Genomic DNA, 18,204 nt, shown 5'->3' on the forward strand with positions numbered 1-18,204 from the left:
ACAAGCTATAACCGAAGAAGAGTATCATCAAATTCTTACCGAAGTATTTGATATTATTCCGAACAGATATCTCAATAAAATTTTAGAAAGAGGCTAGCTTAGCTTTTTATCAACTAATATAAAATTTCTTTATCACTCTAAACATAAAATTACTTTTTAAGGAGCGTTTATTTTGAAGAGAACAACAGAATTTATATTAGGACTTCTCGGTGGAACCTTTGGCATCTTGTTTTCAGTTTTTGCTTTATTTATTGATAATATGAGTTCCACTCTAAAAACGGAGAGTATAAATGGACTGTTTGGATTTAATTTAGGTTCCATTTTTATATCTGCTATTGGAATTATTGGTTGTGTAATTGTTAAATTCAAGGCTAAGATTGGTGGAATTCTAATGACCACAGCCGCCATTGGAGGTTTTATATGTATCTCTCTCTTCTACCTATTACCGGGTACTTTACTATTAATTAGTGGTTTAATGGGTATTTTCCGTAAAGAAAAACCAAAGCTTTTTGTATTATAGATATTCACAACTTAATGACTTATTTTTATATCTTATATACTAAACAAATCTCGTTCTATTTAATAATCTCCATTTAGAATGTAAGTATAAATAAGGCATTTCCTTTATGTGAAAATGCCTTATTTACATAAAAAAGAAAATAGAAATCATTCTCTTTACTAATAAAATATCAGATTGTTTAAATTTTTGGGAGGGCATATTATCACATAGTAATAGCAAAATTGAATACTTTACTTTATTAAGTTAAACATAAATACTTATTATATTACGCCCATTATACATAATTTTAGTATATACGTTAGAAAATTATTAAATATAGACCTTCTCTATACCAATAGAACTATGAATATGTAAGAATAAACAAATGAAAACTAGAAAGATTTGTTATGCTTACAACTTTTGCAGTAGAATGTAGATTTGATTTTGGCTCCATACTAGCTTTTGCGAATCTAAATAAACTCTACTTTTATCTCATCAATTGAGAATCAAGAAAAAATCCCCTTCACAGGATATGTTATCTTTACTGATACTACTTATATCACTAGCGTGGATACACCTACGCTGGAAAAAGCAATGTTATATAAAGAAACTTAATGAGACCAAGTAAACATAAATAAAATCTCATCCCTCCTATAACTTACAATAACTAACATACTATATAAGATAAACTGAATTTTTATTATAATGCCTTGGCTGTGTTACTCCTACCTATTACAATTTCGACTATAATTAAAAAATACAGAGTATAACAATTAAATTCAATTTCCAAAAAACACATTGTGAATAATGCTTATTTATCATCAAAAGGTACTAGAATATGAAATTTTTTAAAATATTAATTTAATTTATTAACAAGTCTTCAAGCCAAAGCGGAAGAAATTAACTTGCTAATTATTGCAGGTTCAGCCTAATTTACAGCCCTTCAATTTTATAATGTAGCAATTAAAATAATATTTTTACAAAAATTTAAAATCGCAATATTTATTTATATTGTAACAATTATGTTTATCCCCCCATTCTTTTATATGGTAACATTTACCTGTAAGGCAAACTATTAATATAGGAGGCAGATTTATTATGAAAGCAAGAAAACCAAAATCATTTGTAAAACAATGTACAGGAATTGCGTTGGCAAGTTTGATTGGATGTAGTGGCCTTGGAGTTTTCGCAACGAGTGTAAATGCTGCTGAGAATACGAATCAAGTAACTATGAATCCGTCACTTCAGGCGGAAAACATGACAATTACACAGTTACAGAATGCTATTCAGCATAAAGATGATTCCTTTATTAATCACGTAAAAATATTTATTGATAAACACAAAGAAGAATCAGAAGTTTTATGGGGAAAAGTGAGTTCCTCACTGAAAAAAGACATTGTAAACATACTCACAGGGGAGAAAAAAGATTACTCAACTAAGATTAATAGAGCTCTTGTAAGACACTTTAGAGAAGTTCCTTCTTTATTAAAACTAGCAACCCCTGAATTTAAAAAGGAAATTATCCAATTACTTAAATACTTATAAGATATTTACTAAGATACACATAATTATAAGGTCTACTCCAAATGAATGAGTAGACCTTATTTCATTATTGTCAGATCAAGTATGTAGAAATTCTAAGAATAATAATTTTTTATTTACATAATAACCCTTAAGTGGAAAACATTATATAAATATATTAGGATTCATTAAATATGAAATTAGAGATTTTCTATCTTTCTAATGTATCCATCATCTATTAATCCCTTATGATGACGCTTCCTTCTTCTTCAAAGACAACAATCGTAATCCCATTCACTAAGTTTAAGATGATTCCGCTGTTTATTTTATTAATAATCTGAAAATCTATAAAATAAGACTGGCAGATAGATATTTTAAAGAAAAATAAATTAAGAAAGTTATTATTTTAGAAACATTGGCTACTATTGTCATAGTTCTTTAAGCTTTCACAGTATATCCCAAACTTTTGAGAGAGCGTTGAATATCAATTAATCCCACAACTACCATGCGTTAAGTCCATAAATATTAATATTTAATCTATTAAATCTAGAAGCAGAAAAACAAAGAGGACTTCTAAACTGAAGCCCTCTTTTCTATTTTTCCTTAGCTAATTATTAATATATTTTTCATACAATATATCATGTCTTGTAACAATTTGTTATATTTATCTGATTGCAATTGTTATACTTAAGATCAGATATATAATACGAAATTATTAACATAATTTTAATCCGTTATCTATATTAATTGGTATGATACTATATTATTTATATTTATTCAAAAATTCTAGAACTTTTTGAAAAGCTTTTTCCGCTGGTAGAGTATTCATTTGAAATTGATATTCATGCGTTACAATACCAAAAACTTCCTTGTTAAAAAAAAGGCTATCTACTGGCACTCTCTTACTCCTTAAATTAGATACTAATGCTTTTCCCTGACTTTCAAAAGATAACGTATTTCCATCTGTGATAAATGATGGTGGGTAATCTTCTGTAACATGGTTTAAAATTGAAGCTAATTTCGTATCAGGGGTATTCTTCCAATCTCTTTTACCCATGTAAGCCCAACCGATAGTTTCCAAAAAATGCTCTATCTCTTTAGTTGTTTCCATTTTAGCTATTGAAGATACATCATATGGGCCGCAAAACAGTAATACACCTTTTAATATAGAAGGTTCTACAACAGCCTTAATTCCCATTAATTTTGCATACTCCGGGGAGGTTTGAATGGTAACAAATTGAGCAGATATTTGCGCTCCAGCAGAATCCCCTGCAAAATACACATTATTTAGCTCCAAGTCATATTTATTTTTATGTTTTTTTATAAATTCATAGGCTTCACCCAACTGTAACAAAGGAGTGGGGTAATTTTTCTTAGGCGCAAGAGCATAGTTGATACTCACAACAGTATAACCATGAGCAGCTAGTTCTACCCCATATGTTGTAATTTGTGATTTATCTCCTCCTATAAAACCACCACCATGCATCCAAAAAATAATAGGTTTTTCTTTAATAGATTTAGTAGGAGAAATAATATCTAAACTACCATTTGGAAATTCAGAACTATAGTTGATATCTTTAACAATTTTTACTTGTTTTAAATTATTTTTATAGTCATTAGGTTGAACATTATTTCCTAAATTTTTTTCAAATGCTTTATTGATTATATATACTCTTGGGACTGGAGAAAGAAACCAGTAACTTACTCCTAAAAGAACTAATCCACAAATAACTAAGAATAACCAAAATTTTTTTTTGAAAATATATTTTTTCTTAACTTTCATATTAACATTATCTCCATTATCTTCTTGAATTTTAGAATTACCCAAATTAAAAATCAATTTAATAATTTGATTTTTAATAAAACGATAACTTTTTATTCATGATTATTTTAAGTCTATCAGTTCTCTTGAAATAATTATAATGATATGTATAATTATACTACAAACTTAATTAAAGCCAAAAATTCTTTCCTTTCAAAAGTTAACAACGTAATTTGGGCGCTAATATAGTCCTATGAATAAAAGAAATTTAATTAACAATCTAAAAGGGTTGTTAATTTATATCATTCATAATGATTTTTTATACAATATAAGAATCTCAAACTTCACTAATAAACTTATCAATCTCTAACTTGACTTTATTTTCCCCCTTTTATTTCTTCGTTTTCTAAATAACATAAATTAATATTTCGTATTATAATAAAATTGGGTTTATTAGATGTTAGTACGACGCTTATCTTTCTTCGGTATGATGAGACCATATAAACATACTCCCCATCAATTCTCCTATTTCCCTTTCAATTTCTTTTAATTCATCTGGTGATATACCTTGCGGATAATCATTAAACCACTCTAACCAATCCGAAGTATCCTCCACAGAGGATACTTCGGATTCTGAGCAGAAATTAAATTCCCTTTTTCCTGCTGTAATAAATGTGTCTAAATCATTTAAAATTAGACGGATTATATATGAAGTACTAACATTTCCAATACTATGTTTCATATTTTCTCCTCCTTTTCATTTTTTTCTTCCAATGAAATATGTTTGTTATACCATTTATTTATTTTTCCTTTGTAATACTTTTCGACTTCGTAATCCGGAATCCAAATTTCACGATCATAGATTTTACTCGTAACACTTTCTAAAACGTCCTCATGTTCTCTCGGTTTCAATCTACGGTTATGAACCTTAATCTTTTCTATATAAGCCTCTCTCAGCCAATTTGATATGATTTCACGCTGTTTTTGCTTTAGGTGAGACCATTTCTTCTTATTGGTTTGTAGTAATTGCCCCTTAGAATTCCTTGTGTGATTCTTCATTGAACGCTACCTCCCCTATTTTATTTTTACTTATTTCTTTTTCGAACCAAAAACACAGCGCATTCCAAATCGAGTCACAGCATATGTCGTGCCAATTTTACGGATTGAGCCTTTTGGGAAATCATTTATTCTTTTACGTAATGTCGATGATTCAATTCCCCATTCTTCTATTGCATCCGTACTACTCATAATTTCGTTATCCAATAAATTAAGCTCTCCCCATTCTACATCTTCAAAATTAAATCCATCCATCTCTAACTGCTGCAGCATGTCTCTTTCGTCTCCTTTTACCGCAAATAAATTATGATCCTCTCCCTGCTGGACTTCTTCTAACACTTTTACATTTAGATACTCATGGTCAGTTACCTCAATCGTACTATTCTCAGATATATAATAATAGATTCCTTCTTTTACTTTAAATATAGCCTTGTTCCATATACCATCTGCACTAGTACCCTCAAAAATTCGTTCTGCTTTCATATTATTCCATTCTCCTTTCACGCAAACGTGATACAACCGACTCACTTCAACTATATCACGTTTGCGTGAATTATTAAAGCGAGAATTATGATTTAAATATAAGTAGGACGCTTTAATTGACATATTTTTCTGAATTTTATCGAAAAATAAATATTAAATAGTTAAATACAAAAGAGATTTTGCTACAATGGTAATATATAACATTAGCATACTTCTATAGGATGGGGGAATATATAATGATTGTTTCAGTAAAGGGGAATGAGCAAGTTACCAAAATGTTAAATGACTGGTATATAGAGATACGTGCCAGACATGTAGGAAAGGCACATAAATTAAAACTTGACATTGATCAAAAAATACACAACATTGAAGAAGATCAAAACCTACTTTTATACTATGCTCTTTTAGACTTTCGTCATCAATATATGCTTGATAGTTTAAGTATTGCAAAAGATAGTTTTGATAAAGTAGATTCATTGGATGTACCTGCAGATCAGTTTTTACAATACTACTACCACTTCTTTAAAGCTATTCATTCAAATATTACAGGTAATTTTACAAGTGCAAAAGAACATTATAATCAAGCTGAATTACTCTTAAAACACATTCCCGATGAAATTGAACATGCTGAATTCCGTTTTAAATTATCAACTTTCCATTATCATATTTATAAACCGCTTGCAGCAATCAAAGAAGCTACCAAAGCAAAGGATATCTTTAAAAAGCATGCAGGATATGAAACTAATATTGGATTATGTGATAATTTAATCGGATTAGCTTGTACTCATTTAAAACAATTTGAGGAAGCTGAAGAACATTTCATTACAGCTATTAATACATTCAAAAAATCTGGTGAAGAAAAGAATATCACGTTTGTACGCCATAACTTAGGTTTAATGTATTCAGGTCAAAATTTATCTGAACTAGCAATACGATACCTCTCTGAAGTAATACAAGAACTCCCTAAAGATTATAAAGCAATTTTTTATTAAAGCTAGGGAGCATATGAAAATCGGTGAGTCCAAAGAAACTTCTAATCTTATAGTGAAAGGCTTAGAGATTTGTAAAGAGCTAAAGAATGAAGAATACGAACATCACTTTTTAATTTTAGAAAAATTAAATCAAAAGGTCTCTGCTGACGAATTAGAGAAGACAATTAAAACAGGAATCTCTTATTTTGAAAGAGAAAACCTACATGAGTACGTACAGGAATACGCTAAAAAACTAGCAGTTTTATTCCACCAAGAAAATAACCGTTCAAAAGCAAGCGATTATTTTTATCTTAGCCATCAAGCAGAAGAACAAAACTTTGAAATGGAGGCTTTAAAATGAAAAAAGTAATGTCTAGCTTAATTGGATTAACAGCCGTATTCACGTTTATGTTTAACGCTAGCAATGGAACTTATACACAGAAAGCTCTTAGCGAGGATAAAATCGTACAATATGCTCACGGCCATACTGGCGGATGATAAATAAACAAAGGTCTTCACTTCATTGTGAGGGCTTTTATATTTTATAAGAATCTCCATAAAAATGTTATAATTACACCATTACATTCATAAAAAGAATTTAAAAAGATTAGACTATTTATAGAGATGAGGATGCTAATAATGTATTCACAAGACAATTTTTATAAAAAATTAATTGAAGAAAAAAGAGTAGTAAATATTTTTCTAATCAACGGAGTTAGAATACCTGGAATCATTATTGCAGTGGATAAATTTTCAGTGTTGATCTCCAGCAATGGAAAACAACAATTCCTTTATAAGCAAGCGATTTCAACAGTTGCTGTATAGACTATCATGAACCCCAGTATTTCATTATTAATTTACTACATTTCAAAATTTATTTAAATTATATTAATATATGAAGCAATAAAAAAGGAATCCTTAGTAAAAGGATTCACCTCAGAAAGAGATATAGCTAGATATACATAAATAAAAAGAATTAACTATATTATAATATAAAAACGAACGAAATATATTGAGAAACATAAAATCAGATTGAATATTCTCGCTATTGTACGTAAAATGAATATAAGACAAGTAACAACAGCTCTCTAACCCTTCTAAAAGAATCCTTTATAACCTGGGGATTCTTTTACTTTAGACAAATTATTCTTATTATAACATTTGCAAAAGAACCCTCTTCTTAACCAACCACTCAACAAATATAAGTCGGGATTTAGTTTTATGAATATTTTCTTGATGTAAGCAACAGGTAATAATCTTCAATATTTGTTGGATGTTATCATCAGAGAATAAATATCCTAAAAAAATAAAAAGATGTTCTATTAATATTATAAGAAGATTCGCTGCTAAATATGCATTTTTTCATTGTACCCTTTATAATCTGAGCTTGTTAATACTAAAGAATCAAGTATAGATTTATAGCCATGAATTCTTCTATTTATACATATAATATTCTTTATATCGTTCGAAATTCGTTTTTTTGTTTGTGTAGATGTTATGGGTGATTTTAATGATTTAGATGTTGCTACCTGCTTTGGTATTTGTAATGCGCCCCGTTTCTTAAGTTCTCTATACAAACTACTCACATTGCACCTCAGTTTTTTTGCAATAGCTGGATATTCCTGTCCTTGATTAAATAATTGTACTGCTTTTTTACATTTTGTGTCCCATTTTTCTTCTGTTGTTTGAAATTTTTGAGTTCGTTTTTTAACTCTATTTTTTTCTAATTTAAAACTCTCTCGTTCTATTTTACATCGCTTGGCAGAATACTGTTCTACGTCTGCCCTACGCCCAAAATGCTCCTCCTGTAAACGTATCATTTGTACTTTTTTCGCAATTTCTCTCAAGTTACAGTCACCTCATTTCGTTTGATAAATTCTATCAGTACTTGATCCCAATCTGTATCCCCAGTCACCGTTTATAAGCAGGCTATAAATGCTCACATTACCTTATGATAGCTTTAAATCTACTATTTACGGAAAATTATAATCAGTTCTATTTTTACATAATTGTAAACTATAGTAAATTGATAATATTGACACATAATATTCTAAACTTTAATTCTCACTATACAAATAGATAAACTAAATATTCTCTTTGCTTGAAAAATGGAGAAATTATCCTAAATCTAAGTTGATAGATGTATACACCTATCTTTATTACAAATACTTAAATACTTTATCTATTGTAGCTAAGGCACAATAAAAAAGAATGCAGACATGTTCTGCACTCTTTTTTAGTAACTCTTATATCAACTTTCCACCACAGTCAGCTCCTCCATCATTAGAAGGACTACACCCTAAGCTTGTAAACTTATCATTCTGCAGCTGTTGCAGCTATATTTAACAATACTCTTTCTCGAGGTAGAATTACAGACCTAATACTCCGACAATTTGGCATGCTTTAGTATTCGCAACATGGTAGTACATCTCCAATCCTTTTCTTTCTGCACGAAGAATTTTTCCGCGCATTTTTGAAAGATGCTGAGATACGGTAGATTGAGGTATATTTAATAGCTCCGTTAACTGTGTTACATTACAAATCTTACGATGTTCTAACTCTTTTACAATTTGTAGTCTAACTGGGTGAGCCATGATCTTAAGTAATTCTACATCTGCCTCTGGAATTTTGTTCATTTCATTATTTACTTGTAGTGTTTTCATTTTTGTTATCTTCCTTTTCATATTTTTTATTTTTAAATTAAGTTTTTAATGCATTTAATTAGACTTACATGTAAATCTCTCTTGTTTAGCGATCTGTTTTACTCCGATTTAATTTACTGTTTGGTTTTATATACAGAAGTACGATTATAGCTAAAAACCCAACAAAAGATAGCATAGGTATCGAGATGAAACCAAATAAATTCAGGTAATCTTCTGTACAAGAAACTCCTACTGAACATATCTTCATCTCACTAGCTGGAAACGTTTGAATTGTAATTTGATATACAGATAACATTAAACCGATACACGCAAATGGGAATGCATACGTGCTGACGTTCGGATCTTTTCTGTACATTCCTATCCCCAATATTAATACTAATGGATACATGGCCATCCTTTGATACCAGTACAAATCACATGGCGGCAGCTTCATCCATTCACTAAAAAACAAACTAATTAACATTGCGCTAGTAGCTATTATCCAAGCAATGGCAATGTGGTACTTACGAATCAATTCCATTTTAGATTCTCCTCACACGATTTACACTGCATGCTATACACTTTTCTCAAGCATATATGCTTCAATTTGTTTTCGATGTTCCATATTCATGAAATCTACTTCAAAAGTAGTGTTATGGTTTGCCATATCAAAAAATCTTTTACTTACATACTTTTCTAGTTCAATTCCTTTTAGGTTTATAAAATCTTTTTTTGGTAAATAGACGAATAACTCCTTATATGGCACTATATGCCCTGAGAATTGAATGTGGATAAAAGGCGTCCATTCAAACTCGTCCATCTCTCCAAAACCAAATATCCACTCTTGTCCGAGCAAAAATCCTATTAATCCGCTTTTAGTCATAGAATCAAACATATGTCCATCGTCTATCGGTACAAAATATGTACTTGCCTTTTGAATGAAATCTAGTAAAACATACTTATCAGGATCCATCGGCTTTCGTACCCGGTTTATTAACTGCTTCATTCTAGTACTTACTGTTTCTATTATTTTAGACTCATTTACTAGCACATGAATAATAGAATCTTTTGCTTGTTCATCGAATGCGGACTGAAAATTCTCATGTGATAGCATCTCTCGTTGATATGTTTCATCCTGTAAAAATCTCAATATAATTTCATGGCTGTATGCCGTTTCAACATGCGAAAGGCAATCTATGAGTTTTTGTAAAAAATCTTTTGCATGTTTATTTTTATCTTTAGAATAATCTGGACAATAAGTTCCGATATACTGAATACCTGGTGAATTAGAAAAACGAAAATACGGTTCTAAAGATTTCGTATCAAGCATGTGATACTACCTCACTTTTCTATTTAGAATGTAACTAACTTATTTCCGTATTTGGAATAGCCTGTTTCTATGGATAGTATCCAATCATTTAAATCTTCCCAGTCATATCCCTTACCTTTTAAATCTGGTGGAAAGCGATTCTCAAAATCATCACGCATTCCATACATAGTTTCTAATGCTTTTTCTAGTGGACCGAATCCATATACAACATGTGTTTTCACTCGTTTATTTTTCTTTTCTGCTACAACCAAATATACATATCGTCTTTCCTTTGCTAAAACAAACTTCAAGAACCCCGGTATTTGACTCATCTTCAACTTCCCCTTTCAGTTTTCCTTACTCTTTGCTTTTACGTATGAGTAAGGAAAACTGGTATTTGTACCATATTAACTCAAGAGATGTCTCGTTTTTTTGCTCTGAAAATATAAGAATACGCTCATCATCACAATATTTATTACACCAGCTGCAGCCCCGATTTTTGAAATAACATATACATATTCATTACTACTAAACGGCAAGAGACTCAAAAAAATAAAGAAAGTTGAAATAAAAAAAGATAAGAGCATGTTTCTTTTGTTTCCATTCATTTATGGACCTCCTTTTTGAATAAGTATTGATATTAAGCTGCATCATTACGGTTATAATGCCGGTTCTTTTCATCTACAAATCCTTTAATGTTCCACACGCCAGCCCTTGTTTCTTTTGCTTCTTTTTCTGCTTCTAGCATTTCTGGTAGCAATGTAGTATTAGGTCTAGAAATATAGGCTATAATCCCATAACCCGATTTGACCATTATTTCGTTGATGTGTATTCCATCACAAAATACATAAGCCAATTTCCTACCTTATTTGTCTTCTTTTTGTCCCCGATCCTAAACCAAAGTTACACTTTTCCCATCTAGCTGTTTCTTTAAAAAGGAAGAAGCTTTTTTTCCCATCTTTTGTGGTGGGATTTTCTGAGATACAGACTCAGGGGTATCTAATAACAGTAATCTTACCGTCTGTTTCTGCCCCTTTACGTTTACGTCTATCGTATCTCCGTCTTTAATATGTAATACCTTCCCTTTAACAGTCTCTAAGCCTTTTAATTTCCCCTTATAAGTTTCTGGAATATCAACAATACCTTTCCCTTCTACGTGCTGTTGTATTCCTTTTTGTACTGCTTGGGGAGGTCTCGAATCATTTTTTGTTTGCGCGGAACTGCTGCATGCTGTTAACATCACAATGCAGGAAGAAACTATACTTACTTTTTTTAAAAACTTAATCATAATAAGCACTCCACTTTGATTTTCATAGATTACCCATCTCCATTTTCCCTGCGTAGTTTACTTTCCAATACTTAGTAATAAAATATTCATATTCCATATGCTCTTTCTCTGTACAACACTCAAGTGCAGTGAGTTCCTGGTACCTATATTCTTCAGATAATGTAGGATATAATACCCCTTCGTAGTTAATAAGCATTTCTAAAACAGTTGTCTTCTCTTCCTCATGTAACTGTTCTTCATTAGCGGAAACCATACAAAAATATCCTATATTCCAATACTCCACTTTTACCGAGTGTGCTAGTAGTAAGATAGCATTAATAAGTTGCAATATTTCAACTTTCTCTTTGTTATGTAATTGCAATTTACCCATTTCTAATCTTTTTCGTATATCGCGTAATATTTCACCATTTAATAAAGGGCCAGCTGAATCTTGACCGGACCATATGTTTTCTATCTCTTTCATATGGTTCACTCTTCTGTATTTACGTATCTCATCTTCAATTGATGAAGGTATGGATAATGTCATCTCTCCACCTGCAAAGCGCTGAAACATATCGACCTCTCCTTTTTTGAACAAATAAAAAAGGACACACCTATGGCATATGTATGCGTAGGTGTGTCCTTTTGCAAGATAGTTTTAGAAGTATTTTGTTACTTTTATCATATCATAGTTCTTATTAATTTTATATATGAAATTTAAGATTTTATGATATTATTTCTTTTTATTCGTTATAAATGTAATACGTTGTTTTTGTACATCATAGGTTAATTTTGCATCGAATTTTTCTCCGGTTTTCTTACTTTCAAATCCTGAGATTGTATCGGTCATATTCTTCTCTAATAACTTTTTTACTTGCGCACTAGTTATTTTCTTTTTCAAAATGGTTCCAGACACAATGAATGCGCAAGGCTTTTTATAATGCTCACATAAATAAGTGGTTTTCCCTACAATTACCCTTCCTTGGCACAAAGGACATTTCCCTATAGTACGATCATCCGTTGTTGGACGTTCAAAACAAATGCTAAGATCTTCTTTTAATCGGATAGCTGCAGTGAATTCTCCGTACTCTCCTTTAAAACCATGAATGAAGTCAGTAACGCGATTCTTCAATAATTTCTTAATCTGGCTATCAGATAATTTCTTTTCTTTAATTTTAGCAGATATCGCAAAATTACATCCGCTTTTATATTCTGAACACCCAAAAAACGTATCACGTTTTAAAATGTGTCCATTTTGACACTTTGGACACTGACCTAGCGATAATTCTTCAACTGAAGGCAAATTAAAGCTGACTTCACCATTAACGAATGCTAGATACGCAGAAAATTCTTTACCATTAGATTTAAATCCTTTTATAATGTCCGTTTTATTCTCTTCAAATAGTTTTTTTACTTGTACTGCAGGGATTGTTTTGTCCTTAATTTTCTTAGGTAATCCAATATTACAATTCGGATGATTACTACACCCGAAAAATTTCCCTCTATCTAAAATTATACCATTTCCACAAGGGCATTGGCATACTTCTATTTGTTTCTTCCAGATCTCTATTAGATTATACGAAACTGTGTCAGGAATTCTTATAGTCTCTTGTGTTATTTTTTGTACAAACGCATTTGTTTGTGCAATGTATTCTTTAAAACTCATTTCATTCTTTTCAATACGATATATCATACCTTCCATTTCTGCTGTGTACAACGGATCTTTAATTTGCTGAACGGGAAATTGTTCAATAAAGGCACGGCCAATTGGAGTTGTTATAATTTTCCCCTTTTCAATGTCTATAAAATTCTTCTCGTGTAAAGCCGGAATAAAAGCCGCTTCTGTTGCTACGGTTCCAATTCGTTTTCCTTTCATTAGCTCTTTTAAATGTTCATCATCAATTTTACGACCAGCCGTTTCCATGAAAGTAAGAATTGAGCTTTCTGTGTGTAGAGCAGGTTTCTTTGTTTTGGATTCCAGCAACTCAAAATCATAGATTTGAAGTTCTTGTCCTTTCTGCAGGATAGGAACTTTAAATGTTTCCACACTTTCTTCCTCTACTTCCTCTTGGAACACTTCTAGGAAACCTTTTTCTCGAAGCACACTTTCTTTTATTTGATAGGTATTTCCCATTGCATCAATAAGGGATACATCTCTTACCAGGTACACTGCAGGACGCATGAAATTGCCCACAAAACGTTTTACCACGAGACTGTATAGTTGTTGTTCAATCTCTGGACGACCTTCCTCTTGATATTGTTTAGTCGTCGGTATAATGGCAAAATGGCTTGATACAAGATCATCATCAAATGTTTTGTGTTTTATATCAATGGCGTCAATATCGACGGATTGTACCAGTAAAGAATAACGACTCTTAGCTAGCGCCTGCATAACACCTTTTACTCGTTCCACTTGTTCTGTAGGTAAATGCCTAGACGAAGAGCGTGGATAGGTTATAAAACCTTCTTCATACAAGTTCTGAATGTATTTTTTTGCAGTTTCAGCATTAATTTGTAATTGTGCATGGGCATCTTTGTACAAGTCTGTTAAGTTGTATAGCAATTTAGGATTTTGCTTCCTAGTGCCCTCTTTAAATTCCTCCACCGTGAGATATTGACCTTTTAGGTTCTCTCCCAAACTTCTTAATGGCAATGGGTTTAACACCTGATCTTCTGTTTTCATAACTGGAGTGAGTCCTAAATTTGTTACTAGCTGCAGATGATAATAAGACTGTTCCTTATAGTTTTCAATTGCTAACTCACGTTGACGGATCTCATGTAGCAAACACATTTGTACACGGCCAGATGCCAATAGGAATTTATTTTGTGCTAATTTTGTGGTGCATCCCCTGGTTATATTCATCCCTAATAGATAATCTAAATACTGCCTTGCTTTAGCAGAATAAGCTAGTCCATCATACTTAGACGCGCTTTCTAATCGATTGAGAGCTGCTTCGAATTCTACAGCTTCAAAAGAGGATTTATATACGCGAGATTGCTTTTTATTCACACCTGCGTATTCGTACACTTCCCTATAGATTAACTCTCCCTCGCGGTCCGCGTCACAAATATTCACGGCATGGTCAACATCAGGTCGTTGTAACAGTTTAACAAGGATTTGAAGTTGCTCTGCATTTTCTTGTATCACCTTATACGATGGTTGAAAAATTAAGGGTAAATGTTCTAACTGAAACACTTTATACTTTGGATCCATCTCTTCCGGATTTTTCAGTTCCAGTAAATGTCCACGGCACCAACTGACAATATAATGATCATTTTCGTAATAACCGTAATAAGGTTTGCTACCAATGTACTTTTGTGAGTGTCGGAAACGTGGCGATTTCATAATTTCATTGGCCACTTTTGGTTTTTCTGCAATAAATAACGTTTTCCCCATAACTTTTTCCTCCTTAACCAAAAAAAGGACACACCTACGCTATGGTTCTGCGTAGGTGTGTCCTTTTGCAATATGATTTTTTAGTATTGGATTAATTCAATTATAGCATAATACTTACGTTATGCAATTCGCTAAAAAAATGAAATTTACCTCAAGGGGAGTGCGCTCGTCCTACACTCATTATTAGTCCCTATTAGGTGAAAATGAAAAACGATACATACTCACTTATCCAAAAATATCTAAACCTATTACACTTTGATCCTCTTTATTCACAACTAAAACAATACATCATTTGTTAGTTGCACCTCAGTATATAATATACACAAAATATTCAGAAATCAATATATCAACTTACCCGAAACTTAACCTAGTGTAATAACATGATAATATGAATATATATAATTTCAAAAAAGCAGGAGATTCTATGAATATAAAAAATCTTTCCACCACAATATTTTGTATAATTAATATTATATGTAAGGGTTTGGTAATCTAGCATAATATTCTAATCGATAGCAAAATATTACAATATATTCAAATATGAACTACAATGTAATAGGAATCTAAAATATTCCAAATTACAATAAAAAGGTGGTTTTATAATGAAAGTTAAACAGATTTCAGCAGTTTTAAGTGGTGCATTATTACTTGGTAGCCTATCGCCTAGCATTTCTCAAGCCGCAACAGAAAAACAAACAGCAGTAAAAACAGAGCAAGTACAAGAAAATCAAAGTAATAAATTTATTCCCATTCAAACAAACGAACAATTTAATCAAACACTTAACACAACAAAAACATTTACTCCATATGTAAAAGTAAATGCAGAAGGACTTTTATATATTAATGCAACAGCAGATGAAATTGGTATAACAAATGAGGAATATCAAAAGTTCTTAAATGGATTAAACTTAGAAAATGAATATATTAAAAAAGGATATTTCACTCTAGAAAAAGATGAACAAGGAAACCCTGGAAAACTTTCCACAACACAAGCACTAAATTCATATGTTAATAATGACCTAAGTCAATTCAAAGAATTACAATCTTCTTCAGCTGGTTTTTATGGATGGGGATTCGGATTAAAATTAAGTAATTCTGAAACTCAATCACTAGCTGAAGCAATGGCATGGGGTAGTGCAGCAATTTGGGTTGCAGCCGAATTAGCAGCAGCTGGATATGTAACAATACCAGCTTCAGTCCCATTAGGATTAATTGCGGCTACAGTTGGACTTGGAGCTGCTACATTAGCTGTTGTTAACAAAGGAAAAGGCGTTACAGTTGGAATTACGTGGACAGGACACCCACACATACACCGTAACTAATAAATTGAAAAGGAGAACGATTTATGAAAAAAAACATTCGATTATTTGCATCTATAATCGTACTCTTAGGTCTTAGTTTATATAATATTGATGATCCAAATGAATCATCTTTCTCTGTTGTTTTCGTTCGATTGTTTAGTCCATCTTTAAATGATGACGAAACATCATTTCCTTTTAACTCATTAAAATCTACTTTTACAGAAGCTTGAGCTGCTTGTAAGGGTACAAGTAATAAAATCATCAAAACAAGCGTGCATAAGACTCCTATCATTCCTTTTTCTCGTTTCATCACACATCACCCGCTAATTTTGGTTTGATGCTCTTTAATTTAATTTCATTTCCTTCTGCTGCATAATAAAGGTCTGCTGCATAATAGATATTTGCTTTTGTATATGCCCCCATAATTGCATTTGCAATTTCTTCTTTTTCTACTGCCTCATATGTTTCATTTTCATTGTAAAACTCAATTTCAATTCGATTAATATTATTATTTAATACTGTAATATGTAACTCTTTTAAGCTATCTAAGCGATTGCCTAATCCAAACACTAACTTAAATACTTTATTTGCAATTGTTGGTGGTTTTACATACGTCGTATTAAAATGAATCGTTTCATCATCTATCACACCATCTTCCTCTACTTCACACGTCATAATGAAAGAATGATTTTGTTTTTCAATTTCTTGTTGACTCAACTTGCGATCAATGACATACTTCACGCTTGTTGACAGGTTTTCTATATATTCGTCCAGTTCGGTATTTGAAATTTTAACCTCTGAGAATTCCGGAAAAATCATGTAAGCGTGTATATTAGAACTACTTTTACTTACACGTAATACCTGGACTTGTTTCTTTTCATAGCGCACCGTTTGTTCTAATTTTTCTACTACATTGTTACTTATGGAATTAATATTCATTTACATTCACCTTTCAAAATTGTTATTTTTTCAACTCAAAAATATTTTTTCACTTCATATAATCCTCATGTTTGGATTTAATCTATTTTAAGCATTGTAATATTACGAAGAGTTCTCAATTCCCCTGTTTTAAGACTGTTAATCACTTGAATCTCAAAACATTTCAATATTACAATGACGTACAATGTCTCATTATAGTCGAATATCTTTATATGGTGAATCAATCTGTCCCACTCATTTGTACAAAAATAAAAAAATGTTTTATTCTTGTACAAATGAGTGGAAAAATGCTGTATTTCATGCTATTTAACTAAGAAAATACAACTAGGAAATAGAATTATATATTCCCTAGTTGTCTATTACTCCATTCAACAAGTGTATAAGAATAAGGTGAATCGACCTCTAATTTCATATACAGTAATTGATTTTTCGGTAATATCTCTCCCTCTGTATGAATCCAATAACGCTTTTTATTAGACATATTTATGACACGTGTTAGTCCTTGTTCTTGTTCTATTACTTTTGCAGTCCACCTCACAAAATCCATATCTTCAACATCAGCTACTCCTTGTTGAACAGGAAAAACGTGTTCCGTTTCCGGTGGAATTGAAACATATTCTGGTTGTGGATACATGTCCTCATATTCGAATAATTCTTCAGGTATATCCTCATCACTTGGAAAAGGAATATCACAAACAACTTCAGGAGTAGGAGTATGATGAAAAGATTCAGCATACTCCACTTCTTCTATATCCTCATTTTTGAACCTGTTACTCTCTTCCTCACCCAGATTCTTATGAACAGATGTAGCAACTAAATCATATATACTTGCTACATCCTTTTCTAAGGTGATTTCTTTTGTTGGAACAGTAACACGCTCTTGTTCCCTTCCAATAGGCTTGTTTTCTCTTGGGCACCAATAAACAGGGCGTTCCACCGGTTTATTTTCCATTTCTTTTTTCTTGGCTTCTTCTATTAGAAATTTTTTCTTTGAATTACGAACTACTAAAAACACATAACAAAATAGACCAATAAAAATTTTTGTAAACATAATATT

General features: G+C 31.5%; 17 protein-coding genes and 5 pseudogenes. 6 read left to right on the forward strand and 16 right to left on the reverse strand.

Features of this window, described 5'->3' with window-relative positions; all coding sequences use genetic code 11:
• Positions 1-172: 172 nt before the first annotated feature.
• A complete protein-coding gene (locus MR169_RS17105; protein ID WP_044798431.1) occupies positions 173-520 on the forward strand; it encodes a DUF4064 domain-containing protein in 348 nt (115 codons plus the stop codon).
• Between the two features lie 1,077 nt (positions 521-1,597).
• Positions 1,598-2,044 carry a hypothetical protein gene (locus MR169_RS17110; RefSeq protein ID WP_242319712.1) on the forward strand — a complete coding sequence of 149 codons (447 nt, stop codon included), beginning with the start codon at positions 1,598-1,600 and terminating at the stop codon, positions 2,042-2,044.
• A 739-nt stretch (positions 2,045-2,783) separates the two neighbouring features.
• On the opposite strand, the gene MR169_RS17115 is transcribed toward MR169_RS17110, so the two are convergent.
• The 4 genes and pseudogenes from MR169_RS17115 to MR169_RS17130 form a co-directional block, all read right to left on the reverse strand.
• Positions 2,784-3,803: an alpha/beta hydrolase gene (locus MR169_RS17115; protein WP_242319713.1), complete on the reverse strand. Its 1,020-nt coding sequence runs from the start codon at positions 3,801-3,803 to the stop codon at positions 2,784-2,786.
• A 454-nt stretch (positions 3,804-4,257) separates the two neighbouring features.
• A pseudogene (locus MR169_RS17120) lies at positions 4,258-4,524 on the reverse strand (hypothetical protein); the annotation flags it as partial.
• Complete coding sequence (locus MR169_RS17125; protein ID WP_044798428.1) at positions 4,521-4,841, reverse strand: hypothetical protein; 321 nt, start codon at positions 4,839-4,841, stop codon at positions 4,521-4,523. The gene MR169_RS17125 and the pseudogene MR169_RS17120, both read right to left, overlap by 4 nt.
• A gap of 30 nt (positions 4,842-4,871) precedes the next feature.
• A complete protein-coding gene (locus MR169_RS17130) occupies positions 4,872-5,321 on the reverse strand; it encodes a helix-turn-helix domain-containing protein (protein ID WP_044798427.1) in 450 nt (149 codons plus the stop codon).
• 236 nt (positions 5,322-5,557) lie between these two features.
• Here MR169_RS17130 and MR169_RS17135 point away from each other — a divergent pair.
• From MR169_RS17135 to hfq, 3 genes and pseudogenes are all read left to right on the forward strand, one after another.
• Positions 5,558-6,653: pseudogene (locus tag MR169_RS17135) on the forward strand (response regulator aspartate phosphatase).
• Complete coding sequence (locus MR169_RS17140) at positions 6,650-6,790, forward strand: hypothetical protein (RefSeq protein WP_242319714.1); 141 nt, start codon at positions 6,650-6,652, stop codon at positions 6,788-6,790. The pseudogene MR169_RS17135 and the gene MR169_RS17140 overlap by 4 nt, the downstream one beginning before the upstream one ends.
• A 141-nt stretch (positions 6,791-6,931) precedes the next feature.
• Positions 6,932-7,117 carry an RNA chaperone Hfq gene (hfq, locus tag MR169_RS17145; protein WP_044798425.1) on the forward strand — a complete coding sequence of 62 codons (186 nt, stop codon included), beginning with the start codon at positions 6,932-6,934 and terminating at the stop codon, positions 7,115-7,117.
• Positions 7,118-7,726: 609 nt separating this feature from the next.
• Here hfq and MR169_RS17150 read toward each other — a convergent pair.
• The 9 genes and pseudogenes from MR169_RS17150 to MR169_RS17190 form a co-directional block, all read right to left on the reverse strand.
• Positions 7,727-8,139: pseudogene (locus tag MR169_RS17150) on the reverse strand (hypothetical protein).
• A gap of 522 nt (positions 8,140-8,661) precedes the next feature.
• A complete protein-coding gene (locus tag MR169_RS17155) occupies positions 8,662-8,955 on the reverse strand; it encodes an ArsR/SmtB family transcription factor (protein WP_044798423.1) in 294 nt (97 codons plus the stop codon).
• A gap of 85 nt (positions 8,956-9,040) precedes the next feature.
• Positions 9,041-9,475: a disulfide oxidoreductase gene (locus MR169_RS17160; RefSeq protein ID WP_044798422.1), complete on the reverse strand. Its 435-nt coding sequence runs from the start codon at positions 9,473-9,475 to the stop codon at positions 9,041-9,043.
• A 33-nt stretch (positions 9,476-9,508) separates the two neighbouring features.
• Positions 9,509-10,264 (reverse strand): hypothetical protein, encoded by a 756-nt coding sequence (locus MR169_RS17165; protein ID WP_242319716.1) that lies wholly within the window; start codon positions 10,262-10,264, stop codon positions 9,509-9,511.
• A gap of 23 nt (positions 10,265-10,287) precedes the next feature.
• The gene (locus MR169_RS17170) at positions 10,288-10,575 is read right to left on the reverse strand and encodes a hypothetical protein (RefSeq protein WP_016078682.1); all 288 of its coding nucleotides are present in this window, start codon (positions 10,573-10,575) and stop codon (positions 10,288-10,290) included.
• 75 nt (positions 10,576-10,650) lie between these two features.
• Positions 10,651-10,851 (reverse strand): hypothetical protein, encoded by a 201-nt coding sequence (locus MR169_RS17175; RefSeq protein WP_001014125.1) that lies wholly within the window; start codon positions 10,849-10,851, stop codon positions 10,651-10,653.
• Between the two features lie 32 nt (positions 10,852-10,883).
• Positions 10,884-11,531: pseudogene (locus MR169_RS17180) on the reverse strand (thermonuclease family protein).
• 22 nt (positions 11,532-11,553) lie between these two features.
• Entirely contained in the window at positions 11,554-12,084 is a 531-nt protein-coding gene (locus MR169_RS17185; protein ID WP_242319718.1) for a hypothetical protein, read from the reverse strand.
• A gap of 159 nt (positions 12,085-12,243) precedes the next feature.
• Positions 12,244-14,907 (reverse strand): type IA DNA topoisomerase, encoded by a 2,664-nt coding sequence (locus tag MR169_RS17190; RefSeq protein ID WP_242319719.1) that lies wholly within the window; start codon positions 14,905-14,907, stop codon positions 12,244-12,246.
• Between the two features lie 602 nt (positions 14,908-15,509).
• Here MR169_RS17190 and MR169_RS17195 point away from each other — a divergent pair.
• Positions 15,510-16,229: a hypothetical protein gene (locus tag MR169_RS17195; protein ID WP_242319720.1), complete on the forward strand. Its 720-nt coding sequence runs from the start codon at positions 15,510-15,512 to the stop codon at positions 16,227-16,229.
• Between the two features lie 73 nt (positions 16,230-16,302).
• On the opposite strand, the pseudogene MR169_RS17200 reads toward MR169_RS17195, so the two are convergent.
• From MR169_RS17200 to MR169_RS17210, 3 genes and pseudogenes are all read right to left on the reverse strand, one after another.
• Positions 16,303-16,518: pseudogene (locus MR169_RS17200) on the reverse strand (hypothetical protein); the annotation flags it as partial.
• Positions 16,518-17,147, reverse strand: a complete 630-nt coding sequence (locus MR169_RS17205) for a hypothetical protein (protein WP_242319721.1) — start codon at positions 17,145-17,147, stop codon at positions 16,518-16,520. The gene MR169_RS17205 and the pseudogene MR169_RS17200, both read right to left, overlap by 1 nt.
• A gap of 337 nt (positions 17,148-17,484) precedes the next feature.
• Complete coding sequence (locus MR169_RS17210) at positions 17,485-18,198, reverse strand: transposase (protein ID WP_097855852.1); 714 nt, start codon at positions 18,196-18,198, stop codon at positions 17,485-17,487.
• Positions 18,199-18,204: the final 6 nt, after the last annotated feature.

This window comes from Bacillus cereus group sp. BfR-BA-01349 (assembly GCF_022663795.1).
GTDB classification, from domain to species: domain Bacteria; phylum Bacillota; class Bacilli; order Bacillales; family Bacillaceae_G; genus Bacillus_A; species Bacillus_A cereus.

Bases quoted from the DNA above. Each gene is read 5' to 3' on its own strand.
- MR169_RS17210 (WP_097855852.1), bottom strand. From the start codon at position 18,198: ATGTTTACAAAAATTTTTATTGGTCTATTTTGTTATGTGTTTTTAGTA.
- MR169_RS17140 (WP_242319714.1), top strand. From the start codon at position 6,650: ATGAAAAAAGTAATGTCTAGCTTAATTGGATTAACAGCCGTATTCACG.
- MR169_RS17175 (WP_001014125.1), bottom strand. From the start codon at position 10,851: ATGAATGGAAACAAAAGAAACATGCTCTTATCTTTTTTTATTTCAACT.
- hfq (WP_044798425.1), top strand. From the start codon at position 6,932: ATGTATTCACAAGACAATTTTTATAAAAAATTAATTGAAGAAAAAAGA.
- MR169_RS17205 (WP_242319721.1), bottom strand. From the start codon at position 17,147: ATGAATATTAATTCCATAAGTAACAATGTAGTAGAAAAATTAGAACAA.
- MR169_RS17160 (WP_044798422.1), bottom strand. From the start codon at position 9,475: ATGGAATTGATTCGTAAGTACCACATTGCCATTGCTTGGATAATAGCT.
- MR169_RS17170 (WP_016078682.1), bottom strand. From the start codon at position 10,575: ATGAGTCAAATACCGGGGTTCTTGAAGTTTGTTTTAGCAAAGGAAAGA.
- MR169_RS17115 (WP_242319713.1), bottom strand. From the start codon at position 3,803: ATGAAAGTTAAGAAAAAATATATTTTCAAAAAAAAATTTTGGTTATTC.
- MR169_RS17165 (WP_242319716.1), bottom strand. From the start codon at position 10,264: ATGCTTGATACGAAATCTTTAGAACCGTATTTTCGTTTTTCTAATTCA.
- MR169_RS17190 (WP_242319719.1), bottom strand. From the start codon at position 14,907: ATGGGGAAAACGTTATTTATTGCAGAAAAACCAAAAGTGGCCAATGAA.
- MR169_RS17155 (WP_044798423.1), bottom strand. From the start codon at position 8,955: ATGAAAACACTACAAGTAAATAATGAAATGAACAAAATTCCAGAGGCA.
- MR169_RS17195 (WP_242319720.1), top strand. From the start codon at position 15,510: ATGAAAGTTAAACAGATTTCAGCAGTTTTAAGTGGTGCATTATTACTT.
- MR169_RS17110 (WP_242319712.1), top strand. From the start codon at position 1,598: ATGAAAGCAAGAAAACCAAAATCATTTGTAAAACAATGTACAGGAATT.
- MR169_RS17130 (WP_044798427.1), bottom strand. From the start codon at position 5,321: ATGAAAGCAGAACGAATTTTTGAGGGTACTAGTGCAGATGGTATATGG.
- MR169_RS17125 (WP_044798428.1), bottom strand. From the start codon at position 4,841: ATGAAGAATCACACAAGGAATTCTAAGGGGCAATTACTACAAACCAAT.
- MR169_RS17185 (WP_242319718.1), bottom strand. From the start codon at position 12,084: ATGTTTCAGCGCTTTGCAGGTGGAGAGATGACATTATCCATACCTTCA.